We start from the raw sequence: 11265 nt of genomic DNA on the forward strand, positions 1-11265 counted from the left end.
GTTCCCTTTCAGGAAGAGTCTATGCTTCAGTTCATTCTCGATACACTGCTCCGCACCGCGGACCTTGCTCCGATCGCGCTTGGCCTAAGCCTGGTCTACGGGCTGGTGCGGTTCGCCAACGTGGCGCACGTGCAATATGCGATGGTGGGTTCATTCATGACGGCGGCGCTACTGCGGGTTGGATGCCCGTTCCTGCTGGCTATCCTGCTGGCCAGCGTGCTCACCGGCGCGATGGCGACGCTGCTGCATCACGGGATCTTTCGCCGCCTGGCGCAGTCCGGGCCGGCAAGCGCCATGATCGGATCGCTGGCCGTATCGATGATCCTGATCGCCCTGATTCTGGGGATCGCGGGATCGTCGCCCGTTAGCTACAACTTGCCGCTCAGTCCAACGCTATCGTTGGCCGACAGTTTCGTCTCTCGTAACCAACTGTGGACGCTCAGCGTCACGCTGGCATTGCTGGTCGCCTTCGGCGCGCTGCTGTTCTACACCTCGCTCGGGCGCTCCATTCGGGCGCTGGCCAGCAACCGCGATCTGGCTGCCGCGTCTGGCCTGAACGCCGATGCGCTGGTGCATACCGTCAACTTCATCGCCGGTACGCTGGCCGGGCTTGGCGGCTCCATGCTGGCGCTCAACTCCAGCGCCTACGTCAATCAAGGCAGCGATCTGCTGCTGCCGATTCTGGCCGCCGCCATTCTCGGCGGACTGGGTAACCCGCTAGGCGCCGTTTTCGGCGCGCTGCTGATCGCTGCCACTGAAACGCTAGTCACCAACCTCGACTTCGGCTGGCTGTTCGGCAGCGAACTGGTGTTCATTCCCGTCACCTACATCAATGCGGCATCGTTCGTCATTCTGCTGCTGGCGCTGCTACTGCGTCCTTACGGCCTGTTTAACAGGGAGGTACGCCGTGTCTGAGTTTCTGCTCCATCTGATTAGCATCACCGGCATCTATGCCCTGATCGCGCTCGCGTTGAACATTCAGGCGGGCTACGCCGGATTGCTGAACTTCGGCCACATCGCTTTTGTCGGTATCGGCGCGTATTCCGCCGGGATCGGCGCCCGATTCGGACTCTCTTTTGTAGAAGCCAGCGTATTCGGTCTGGCGCTTTCCATGCTGATTGGCGCAGGCATGTCTGTGCTGGGCCGCCAGTTGGCGGCGGATTACTGGGGGATCGCCACGCTGGCCGTCGCCGAGATCATCCGCACGATCGCGATCAACGAAGACCAGCTGACCGGCGGCGCGCAAGGATTGGGAAATATCGTCCCGTTATGGACGACCGGTTCAACGCAGGGGGACGGGATGGTTTTCGCCGCCGTGATCCTGCTAATCGTCGCTCTGGTATCGCTGTTCTCTCATCGGCTGGGTAAAAGCCGCTTCGGCCGGGCGCTGCGCCTGATGCGCGAGCAGCCTCAATTGGCGACGTGCATGGGCTATCACCTGCAATGGCTGAAATGCCGCACGCTGATGTGCAGTGCGGCAATCGCTACCGCCGCAGGCATCCTGATGGCCTATTACACCAGCTATGTCAGCCCCGATTACCTTCTCCCCTCCGAAACCTTCCTGATCTGGAGCATGGTGATGATCGGCGGCATCGGCAATGTCGCAGGCGTGCTGTTGGGCGTTCTGGTCGTTGAATGCTTATACACCTTCATTCCTTTCGCCAAAGACCTGTTCCATATCGGTTCCGATATCACCGGCGCCCTGCGTCTGGGTACGGTCGGCGTTATCTTGCTGGCCTGCCTACTGTGGCGTTCCGGCGGACTACTGCCTGAAAAATTAAGGAGGATGCCGTCATGACGCCACTGATGCAGATCGAAAAGGTCAGCAAGGCCTTCGGCGGTAATCACGTGCTGGAGGACGTCAACGTCACCCTGCATCAAGGGGAGATCCTTGGTTTACTGGGGCCGAACGGCTCGGGAAAAAGTACGCTGCTGAATGCGATTTCGGGATTCACCCCCGTAGACGGCGGCGCCATTCACGTGGCTGGTAAGCGGATTGATAATCTGCCGACGCATCGCATCATCCGGTCCGGCGTCGCACGGACTTTCCAGCTCCCAGCGATGCCGCAAAAGATGACGGTAATGGAAGTCGTGATGGCGGCGGGAACCCGCCACCACGGTTTCTGGAGCAGTCTGCTGTCGCTACCGGCAACTCGCCGCGCCGAACGGGAAGATAGCGTAAAGGCGCAGGCGCTGATTGACGCGCTGCTGCTGACCCCTGTTCGCGACCTGCCCGCCGCCGCGCTCTCCGGCGGCCAAAAGAAACTGCTGGGCATCGCCTGCGCGCTGATGGGCGATCCGCAGATCCTGATGCTGGACGAGCCAATGGCCGGCGTTCACCCCAACCTGCGACGGGATATCGTCGAGACGCTACGGCGTCTGAATCGCGAAGGGCTGTCTCTGGTAATTATCGAACACGACATGCACTTCATCCGCGAGTTGTGCCAACGCTGTATCGTGCTGGACCGCGGGCACATCGTCGCCAGCTGCCACCCGGACGAGCTGGCAAATAATCAGCAGGTGCTAGACGCCTATCTTGGCCGCAGCGCCCAGATACAACAGGAGGCCGTATGATTACGCTGCGCGATGTCGTGGCCGGCTATACCCCCGGCATCGACATCCTTCAGGGCATCTCCCTACAGGTGGATAACGCGGAAATCGTCACGCTGCTTGGCCCCAACGGCTGCGGTAAGTCGACCTTGTTGAAATGCATTGCGGGCTATCTGACACCCCGTCGCGGGCAGATCCTGCTGGACGAACGCGACGTGGGCCGAATCCCGATCCATCGCAAGGTTCGTGAGTGCTCACTTGGCTTTGTGCCCCAGACGGACAACGTCTTCAATAGCCTGACTATCAAGGAAAACCTGCAAACCGGCGGTCAGTTTCTGCCGGACAGGCAGCGCCGACAACGCATGGAAGAGCTGTGCGAACGCTATCCGTTGCTGCGCAAAAAATGGCGCGCCACGGCGTCGGCGCTTTCGGGCGGGGAACGTCAGATACTGGCGCTGACGCGCGCCCTGATGCCTCGGCCTGCAACCCTGCTATTGGATGAGCCTTCCGCCGGACTATCGCCCAAGATGCTGGCGGATGTCTTCGACGCCATACAGTCGATTCGCCGGGAAGAAAACGTGGCGATATTGATGGTGGAACAGAATGCCATGGAAGCCCTGCACATCTCTGACCGGGCCTATGTGCTGGCGCTGGGAAAAGTCGCGCTCACCGGCCAGGCCAAGCAACTGCTGAACGACCCGCGTATGCGTGAGCTGTATCTCGGGGGACGCGCGGCGTAAGCCCACGCGCAAGCCACGCCACAACAGTGCCTGTCTGTTTGGTTTTTCCCCACGAAATCGCGCCTACAGGCCCTGATAGTGCGGCGTCGGGTCGCCGCGCCCCTGTCTTCCGGCCGCGGCGCGGCGGCGCTTGCCGTCAAGCGCGGTTCGCCCACTTCATGACCGCGTTGTCATCATTCCTCTTTCTTATACCCGACACCGTCATGGTGCTTCGGCTGCACCATGAAACACCAACGGGGTGAGCCGGAAAATCATGCCTTGAATTTTTATTAGCCAAATCATCATGTTGGCGGTTGGCATGCAAGTTGCTTTATGGATTCCATGTTGTATACAAGTTGGAATCCATCATGACAACGACACTGGGTTTGACGCTTCAGGCATGGCGACTCTGCTACCAACACGATCCGAGGCGGATCGAAACGCTGCTGGCAGCTCACCTCGCGGCGCTCGACGAACAGGATAACGCCTGGCTGTATCTCGCCAGTTACGAACAGTTGCGGCAGCAAATCGAACCGCTGCTGTCGCGCTATCAGCGCGATCCCGCATCGCTGCCGCTGTTCGGCGTTCCCTTTGCGGTGAAGGACAATATCGACGTCGCGGGCTGGCCGACGACCGCCGCCTGTCCGGCCTTCACGTACACCGCCGAAAACGACGCCGTGGTCGTCGCGCGCTTGAAAGCCGCAGGCGCGGTGGCGATCGGCAAGACCAATCTCGATCAGTACGCCACCGGTCTGGTTGGCACGCGCTCACCGTTCGGCGCGGTGCATAACCCTTTTAATCCCGACTACGTCAGTGGCGGTTCCAGCTCAGGTTCGGCGTCGGTGGTGGCTCGCGGGCTGGTCGGCTTCGCGCTCGGCACCGATACCGCCGGGTCCGGGCGTGTGCCAGCCGGATTCAACAATATCGTAGGCCTGAAACCAACCAAGGGCTGGCTCTCCGCCCGCGGCGTGGTGCCAGCCTGCCGCCTCAATGATACGGTGTCCGTGTTCGCGCTCAGCGTCGAAGACGCGTTTACCGTCGCTTCGGTCGCTGGCGGTTACGATGCCGACGACGCCTATTCACGCCGCGCTCCGCACGCCGCGCCGGCCGGGATGAACGCGCAGCCCGATTTTGCCATCCCCGCCGACCCGACCTTTTTCGACGACCGCCTTGCCGAAGCGGCATGGCGCCGCGCGCTGGACCATCTGACGCAAAGCGGCGCCACGCTACATCCGATCGACTTCACGCCGTTCCATCAGTTGGCGGAACAGCTTTATTCTGGGCCTTGGGTGGCCGAACGTACCGCCGCAGTCGGAGAGATACTGGCCCGTCCGGAAGCGATGGATCCGGTGGTGTACGGCATTATCCACAGCGGACGGCAATACAGCGCGGTGGAAACCTATCAGGCCGAGTATTTGCGCGCCGACCTCGCCCGCCGTATTCAACGGGCGCTGGCGCCGTACGACGCTCTTGTCGTGCCCACCTCCCCGACCATCCGTACGCTGCAAGAAATCGCGCAGGAGCCGGTGCGCTACAACTCGCAATTCGGCACCTATACCAACTTCACTAACCTAGCCGATCTCGCCGCGCTGGCGCTGCCCGGCCCGTTCCGTGATGACGGTTTGCCCGCAGGCATCACGCTGATCGCCCCCGCCTGGCACGATCGCGCGCTGGCCGAATTCGGACTGCGCTGGCAGCGGCAACTCATGCTGCCGCTCGGCGCCACCGGCAAGGCTTTCCCCAACGACCGCACCGCACTGCCGCCGTCGACCGAACATGTTCGCGTGGCGGTAGTGGGCGCTCACCTCACCGGCATGCCGCTCAACCATCAGCTCACTACGCGTCAGGCGGTCCTGATCGAAGAGACGCAAACCGCCGCCGAATATCGCCTGTTCGCCCTGACCGACGGGACGGTCAAGAAGCCGGGACTACTGCGTGACGCCAACGGCGGCACCATTGCCGTCGAGCTGTGGGATATCCCGCTGGCGCGCTTCGGCGAGTTCGTGGCGGAAATTCCCCCGCCGCTCGGCATCGGCTCGCTAACGCTGGCCGACGGCCGGGTGGTGAAAGGCTTTATTTGTGAACCGGCCGCGCTGGAGCACGCGCTGGAGATTACCGAATTCGGCGGCTGGCGCAGCTGGCTGGCAACGCAAAGGAGCGAATAATCATGTTCAGCACGGTACTCATCGCCAACCGTGGCGAAATCGCCTGTCGCGCCATAAAAACCCTGAAACGTCTGGGCGTCACCAGCGTGGCCGTATACTCCGATGCCGATCGCAACGCCCGGCATGTCAAAGAGGCCGATGTGGCGATCGCCCTCGGCGGCGACAAACCCGCCGATAGCTACCTGCGCATCGACAAAATTCTCGCCGCTGCGCGCGAGACCGGGGCAGAAGCCATCTGGCCGGGCTACGGCTTTCTCTCCGAGAGCCTGCCGTTCGCCGCCGCCTGCGAAGAAGCGGGCATCGTCTTCGTCGGCCCGACCGCACGGCAGATCGGCGAATTCGGGCTGAAACACCGGGCGCGTGAGCTGGCGGCGAGCGCCGGCGTCCCCATGACGCCCGGCACGCCGCTGCTGAACTCGCTGGAAGACGCGCTCAGCGCCGCGGACGACATCGGTTATCCGGTGATGCTGAAAAGCACCGCGGGCGGCGGCGGCATCGGCCTGACGCGCTGCGCCGACGCGGAGGCGTTGCGTTATGCCTGGGAAAGCGTGCGTCGCCTCGGCGAGCAGTTCTTTAGCGATGCGGGCGTTTTTCTGGAGCGCTGCATCGACCGCGCGCGCCATGTCGAAGTACAGATCTTCGGCGACGGCAACGGTCAGGTCGTCGCCCTCGGTGAGCGGGACTGCTCGCTACAGCGCCGCAATCAGAAGGTAGTGGAAGAGACCCCCGCGCCCCATTTGCCGCAGGCCACGCGCGACGCGCTGCTGAATTCCGCTGTACGGCTCGGCGAACGGGTGAATTACCGTAGCGCCGGGACGGTAGAGTACATTTACGACGCCGAACACGACGCGTTCTACTTCCTCGAAGTAAACACCCGTTTGCAGGTGGAGCATCCGGTGACCGAATGCGTGACCGGACTCGATCTGGTGGAGTGCATGTTGCGGGTCGCGGCGGGCGACCCGCTCGACTGGGCGCGGATGCGGCAGGCGCCGCGCGGGGCGGCGATCGAGGTGCGCCTCTACGCGGAGGACCCGCTGAGAAACTTCCAGCCGAGTCCGGGCGTACTGACCGGCGTCCATTTTCCCGGCGGCGTGCGCATCGATGGCGCGATCGATGCCGGGACCGAGGTCTCCGCTTATTACGACCCGATGGTCGCCAAGCTGATCGTGCATGCCGACACGCGCGACGCGGCGCTGGAGAAAATGCAGCAGGCGCTCGCAGCCACGCAGTTGCATGGCATCGCCAGCAACCTTGACTATCTTCGCCAGATTGTCGCGACTTCCGCTTTCCGCCGCGGCGACGTGTGGACCCGCTTCCTCGACGGCTTCACCCCAACCGCCAGCATGATCGAAGTGCTGCAACCCGGCACCTTCAGCACCGTACAGGACTACCCCGGTCGTCTCGGCTACTGGGATATCGGCGTGCCGCCGTCCGGCCCAATGGACGATTTCGCCTTCCGCCTCGCCAACCGCATCGTCGGTAACCATGAGGCCGCCGCGGGGCTGGAATTCACCCTGCAGGGCCCGTCGCTGCGTTTTCACTGCGACGCGGTGATCGCCCTGACCGGCGCGGATTGCCCGGCGGAATTGGACGGCGCGCCGGTAGCCTACTGGCGGCCCATTGACGTCAGAACAGGACAGACCCTGACCCTCGGCCGCGCGCAGTCGGGCTGCCGCACCTATCTCGCCGTCCGCAACGGCATCGATGTCCCGGAATATCTCGGCAGCCGTTCCACCTTCGCCCTCGGCCAGTTCGGCGGACACGCGGGCCGCCCCCTGCGCATCGCCGACATGCTGCCGATCTCGCAGCCGCAGCTGCCCGCCTGCGCCACGCCAGCGCCCGTCTGCGATCCGCAACCGCTGGATTACGCGCTAGTGCCGCAATACGGCACCGAATGGCGCATCGGGGCGCTGTATGGCCCGCATGGCGCGCCCGACTTTTTCACCCAGGACGCCATCGACGAATTCTTCGCCAGCGAGTGGCAGGTTCACTACAACTCCAACCGCCTCGGCGTGCGTCTGATTGGCCCCAAACCCACCTGGACACGCGCCGACGGCGGCGAGGCGGGCCTGCATCCGTCCAACGTGCATGACTGCGAATACGCTATCGGCGCGGTCAACTTTACCGGCGACTTTCCGGTGATCCTGACCCGGGACGGCCCCAGCCTCGGCGGTTTCGTCTGTCCGGTGACCATCGCCAAAGCGGAGCTATGGAAAGTCGGTCAGGTGAAACCGGGCGATCGTATCCTCTTCCATCCCATCGGCATCGAGGAGGCCGTAGCGCTGGAGCAGGCGCAAACGCACAGCATCAACACGCTGCGCGCCTGTTTCGCCCCGGACTTTGCGCCGCCCCCGCTGGCGGAGAGCGAAACGGGTTCCGCCACCCTACTGGCGGCGCTTCCCGCCACGCAAGCGACGCCGGCGGTCGCCTATCGTCAGGCGGGCGACGGCTATGTGCTGGTGGAGTACGGAGACAACGTGCTGGATCTGGCGCTGCGCTTGCGCGTACATCTGCTCATGAATCAGCTGCGCGAACGCGCGATGCCCGGCGTCGAGGAGCTGTCGCCCGGCGTGCGCTCGCTACAGGTGCGCTACGACAGCAGGATCCTCAGCCAACAACAGGTGATTGCCCTGCTACTGGAACTGGAGGCGGGACTGGGCGACGTCTCGCAGTTGAAGGTGCCGTCGCGCATCGTCTGGTTGCCGATGGCCTTTGAAGACAGCGCCACGCTCGGCGCGGTGGACCGCTATCAGGAGACCGTGCGCAGCAGCGCGCCTTGGCTGCCGAATAACGTCGACTTTATTCAACGCATTAACGGGTTGGATAATCGCGATGCCGTCCGCGACGTGCTGTTCGACGCCAGCTACCTCATCCTCGGCCTCGGCGACGTTTATCTCGGCGCGCCCTGCGCGGTGCCGATCGATCCCCGACATCGCCTGCTAAGTTCCAAATACAGTCCGGCCCGGACCTTTACCGCCGAGGGCACTGTCGGCATCGGCGGCATGTACATGTGCATCTATGGCATGGATTCGCCCGGCGGCTATCAGTTGGTCGGCCGCACCCTGCCCATCTGGAACAAATTTCTGAAAAACGTTCAGTTCGCCGCCGACGCCCCGTGGCTACTGCGTTTCTTCGATCAGGTGCGTTTTTATCCTGTGACCGAAGATGCGCTGACGCAGCTGCGCGACGATTTCCGCGAAGGCCGCGCGCGCATTCGCATTGAGGAAACGGTGTTCGACTTCGCGGCGCATCAGCATTTTCTCGCCGACAATGCCGCATCCATTGCGGCGTTCCGGGAACGACAGGCCGAGGCTTTCACGCGCGAGGTGGCGCTCTGGCAAGAGGAAGAAACCGATAGCGCCGTCGGTCCAGCGCCCGGGGAAATAGCCGAAGAGGATGAGAGCGCCTTCTCGGTCTGCGCCGACGTCAGCGGCAATATCTGGAAAATACAGGTACAGCCGGGCGACGTGGTCGAGGCCGGACAGACGATCATCATCGTCGAGGCGATGAAGATGGAACTGGCGATCGCCGCTCCCCGCAGCGGCACGATTAAACGCATTGCCTGCCAGGCAGGTCGTCCGGTGAATCCGGGCGACGTTCTGCTGTGGCTGGAATAAGGAGCGACGATGACTATCCCCACACAACGCGGCAAAAGCCGCCCGGAACCGCTGGCTGAAAAGGTCTATCTGGCGCTGAAGCAGGACATTTTCGAGTTCCGCCTGATGCCCGGCGACCGTTTCAGCGAGAACGAAATCGCCGAACGCATGGCGGTGAGCCGCACCCCGGTGCGTCAGGCTCTGTTCCGACTGGAGCGCGAAGGTTATGTCGAGGTGTGGTTCCGCAGCGGCTGGCAGGTCAAGCCCTTCGATTTCGAATATTTCGAGGAGCTGTACGACCTGCGCATCTTGCTGGAGCGCGAGGCGGTGCGCCGGCTATGCGCGCTGCCGCCAGCGCAATGCGCGAATACGCTCGCCGCGCTGAAAGCCTTCTGGATCGACGGGGCGCGTCAGGAGGACGGCATGACGGTTTCGTTGCAGGACGAACGTTTCCACATCACGTTGGTCAGCGCCACCGGCAACCGGGAGATGACGCGCATTCACACCGAGCTGACCGAAAAAATCCGCATCATCCGCCGTCTCGACTTCACGCGCGAAGACCGCATCGATGCCACCTACCGCGAGCACGCCCAGATTTTACAAACGATTTTCCGGCAACAGACCGAGGAGGCGCAGCACAAGCTGACCACCCACATCGCCGAAAGCAAGGCGGAGGTCAGAAAGATCACCTTGCACCGGCTACAGCAAGCCAGGCTTCACCCCATTGAATAAACGAACACCTATTGAGAGGGTTAGACGATGAAAAGACGTTCGCTGCTTAAGGTTTTCGCACTCTCCGCCACCGTGGTCGGCATGGGCCTGTCCTGGGGACTCCAGGCCGCCGACACCATCAAGGTGGGGATCATGCATTCGCTTTCCGGCACCATGGCAATCTCGGAGACGCCACTGAAGGACGTGGCGCTGATGACCATTAATGACATCAACGCCAAAGGCGGTGTGCTGGGCAAGAAGCTGGAGCCGGTGGTGGTCGACCCGGCCTCGAACTGGCCGCTGTTCGCCGAGAAAGCGCGCCAGCTCCTGACGCAGGATAAGGCGGCGGTGGTCTTCGGCTGCTGGACTTCGGTATCGCGCAAGTCCGTACTGCCGGTGTTCGAAGAGCTAAACGGCCTGCTGTTCTACCCGGTGCAGTATGAAGGCGAGGAGATGTCGCCGAACGTGTTCTATACCGGCGCCGCGCCGAACCAGCAGGCTATTCCAGCCGTGGAATACCTGATGAGCGAAGACGGCGGCGGCGCCAAGCGCTTCTTCCTGCTGGGGACGGACTATGTCTATCCGCGCACCACCAACAAGATCCTGCGGGCATTTCTGCATTCGAAAGGCATTCAGGATAAGGATATTCAGGAGGTCTATACCCCGTTCGGCCACAGCGACTACCAGACCATCGTATCTAACATCAAAAAATTCGCGGCCGGAGGCAAGACCGCGGTGGTCTCCACCATCAACGGCGACTCCAACGTGCCGTTCTATAAAGAACTGGCTAATCAAGGCATTAAGGCGACCGACATCCCCGTTGCGGCGTTCTCCGTCGGCGAAGAGGAGCTGCGCGGCATCGACGCCAAACCGCTGGTCGGTCAGTTGGCGGCCTGGAACTATTTCGAGTCCGTCGACAACCCGACCAACGCGAAGTTTGTGGCGGACTACCGCGCCTACGCCAAGGCCCATAATCTGCCGAACGCGAATACCGTCGTGACCAACGACCCGATGGAAGCCACCTACGTCGGCATCCATATGTGGGCGCAAGCCGTCGAGAAAGCCGGCACCACGGACGTGGATAAAGTGCGGGCGGCGATGGCGGGACAGACCTACGGCGCGCCGAGCGGCTTCACCCTGACCATGGATGCGACCAATCACCATCTGCATAAGCCGGTGATGATTGGCGAAGTGGAAGAGAACGGTCAATTCAGCGTGGTGTGGCAGACCGACGAACCGGTTCGCGCCCAACCCTGGAGCCCCTATATCGCGGGCAACGACCAGAAACCCAACCATCCGGTGAAATCAACGAAGTAAGCGGCACGGCCTTTCTCCCGCTGTCGGCGTCAAGGCCGTTTACCCGCGCACCCCAATGGGAACACCATCATGAAAATTCACCGCTATTTCTGTGCGCTGATGTTGCTGCTGTCCTGGCTGGCGCAGGCGGGAGACGGCGCGGAATTCGCCGCCGCCAGCCGCGCCCAGCAGGCCGCGCTGCTTGAACAGTGGGCCGCCGCGCCGCAG

Annotated in this window: 8 protein-coding genes; all 8 read left to right on the plus strand. The window is 62.6% G+C overall.

What is annotated here, in order from left to right:
* The first annotated feature begins 21 nt into the window (after positions 1-21).
* Entirely contained in the window at positions 22-915 is an 894-nt protein-coding gene (locus tag AU511_RS13100; RefSeq protein ID WP_094109956.1) for a branched-chain amino acid ABC transporter permease, read from the plus strand.
* Positions 908-1798 (plus strand): branched-chain amino acid ABC transporter permease, encoded by an 891-nt coding sequence (locus AU511_RS13105; RefSeq protein WP_094100595.1) that lies wholly within the window; start codon positions 908-910, stop codon positions 1796-1798. Before AU511_RS13100 ends, AU511_RS13105 begins: the two co-directional genes overlap by 8 nt.
* Positions 1795-2574: an ABC transporter ATP-binding protein gene (locus AU511_RS13110; RefSeq protein WP_094109957.1), complete on the plus strand. Its 780-nt coding sequence runs from the start codon at positions 1795-1797 to the stop codon at positions 2572-2574. The genes AU511_RS13105 and AU511_RS13110 overlap by 4 nt, the downstream gene beginning before the upstream one ends.
* On the plus strand, positions 2571-3290 hold the full coding sequence (locus tag AU511_RS13115; RefSeq protein WP_094109958.1) for an ABC transporter ATP-binding protein: 720 nt from the start codon (positions 2571-2573) through the stop codon (positions 3288-3290). Before AU511_RS13110 ends, AU511_RS13115 begins: the two co-directional genes overlap by 4 nt.
* A 347-nt stretch (positions 3291-3637) precedes the next feature.
* Positions 3638-5434, plus strand: coding sequence for an allophanate hydrolase (gene atzF, locus AU511_RS13120; protein ID WP_094109959.1), 1797 nt, complete (start codon positions 3638-3640; stop codon positions 5432-5434).
* A 2-nt stretch (positions 5435-5436) separates the two neighbouring features.
* Positions 5437-9051, plus strand: coding sequence for an urea carboxylase (gene uca, locus AU511_RS13125; RefSeq protein WP_094109960.1), 3615 nt, complete (start codon positions 5437-5439; stop codon positions 9049-9051).
* Positions 9052-9060: 9 nt separating this feature from the next.
* The gene (locus tag AU511_RS13130) at positions 9061-9762 is read left to right on the plus strand and encodes a GntR family transcriptional regulator (RefSeq protein ID WP_094100600.1); all 702 of its coding nucleotides are present in this window, start codon (positions 9061-9063) and stop codon (positions 9760-9762) included.
* A 27-nt stretch (positions 9763-9789) separates the two neighbouring features.
* On the plus strand, positions 9790-11058 hold the full coding sequence (gene urtA / locus AU511_RS13135) for an urea ABC transporter substrate-binding protein (RefSeq protein WP_094109961.1): 1269 nt from the start codon (positions 9790-9792) through the stop codon (positions 11056-11058).
* The last annotated feature ends 207 nt before the right edge of the window (positions 11059-11265 follow it).

This window comes from Lonsdalea iberica (assembly GCF_002111585.1).
In the GTDB taxonomy this organism is placed as follows: domain Bacteria; phylum Pseudomonadota; class Gammaproteobacteria; order Enterobacterales; family Enterobacteriaceae; genus Lonsdalea; species Lonsdalea iberica.

What these genes read in the sequence shown, in the direction of transcription:
- AU511_RS13110 (WP_094109957.1), top strand. Translation starts at nt 1,795, where the DNA reads ATGACGCCACTGATGCAGATCGAAAAGGTCAGCAAGGCCTTCGGCGGT.
- AU511_RS13130 (WP_094100600.1), top strand. Translation starts at nt 9,061, where the DNA reads ATGACTATCCCCACACAACGCGGCAAAAGCCGCCCGGAACCGCTGGCT.
- AU511_RS13115 (WP_094109958.1), top strand. Translation starts at nt 2,571, where the DNA reads ATGATTACGCTGCGCGATGTCGTGGCCGGCTATACCCCCGGCATCGAC.
- AU511_RS13100 (WP_094109956.1), top strand. Translation starts at nt 22, where the DNA reads ATGCTTCAGTTCATTCTCGATACACTGCTCCGCACCGCGGACCTTGCT.
- uca (WP_094109960.1), top strand. Translation starts at nt 5,437, where the DNA reads ATGTTCAGCACGGTACTCATCGCCAACCGTGGCGAAATCGCCTGTCGC.
- urtA (WP_094109961.1), top strand. Translation starts at nt 9,790, where the DNA reads ATGAAAAGACGTTCGCTGCTTAAGGTTTTCGCACTCTCCGCCACCGTG.
- atzF (WP_094109959.1), top strand. Translation starts at nt 3,638, where the DNA reads ATGACAACGACACTGGGTTTGACGCTTCAGGCATGGCGACTCTGCTAC.